Source organism: Streptomyces sp. NRRL S-87 (assembly GCF_000719335.1).
Lineage (GTDB): Bacteria > Actinomycetota > Actinomycetes > Streptomycetales > Streptomycetaceae > Streptomyces.
Genome location: NZ_JOGB01000201.1, coordinates 1 through 375, shown reverse-complemented (window position 1 = coordinate 375; position 375 = coordinate 1). Strand labels below are relative to the sequence as shown.

The 375-nt window shown below is 68.3% G+C and carries 1 protein-coding gene; it reads right to left on the bottom strand.

What is annotated here, in order from left to right:
- Positions 1-375 (bottom strand): ATP/GTP-binding protein (locus tag IF43_RS0135740; protein WP_030211278.1); only part of this gene is annotated, 375 nt, incomplete at both ends.

Genomic DNA, 375 nt, shown 5'->3' with positions numbered 1-375 from the left:
GACGAAGGGGAGGCCGGAGTTCTCGAAGTAGTCGACGGCGGGGAAGCAGTCGGCGAGTCGGCGGGTGTCGACGAGGACGACGGCGCCGATGGCGCCGCGGACGAGGTCGTCCCACATGAACCAGAAGCGGTCCTGTCCCGGCGTACCGAAGAGGTACAGGATGAGGTCCTGGTCGAGGGTGATGCGGCCGAAGTCCATGGCGACGGTGGTGGTGGTCTTGTCGCCGGTGTGGGTGAGGTCGTCGATGCCCGCGGAGGCGGACGTCATGACGGCTTCGGTGCGCAGGGGGTTGATCTCGGAGACCGCGCCGACGAACGTGGTCTTGCCCACGCCGAAGCCGCCCGCCACCACGATCTTCGCGGAGGTGGTGGAGCG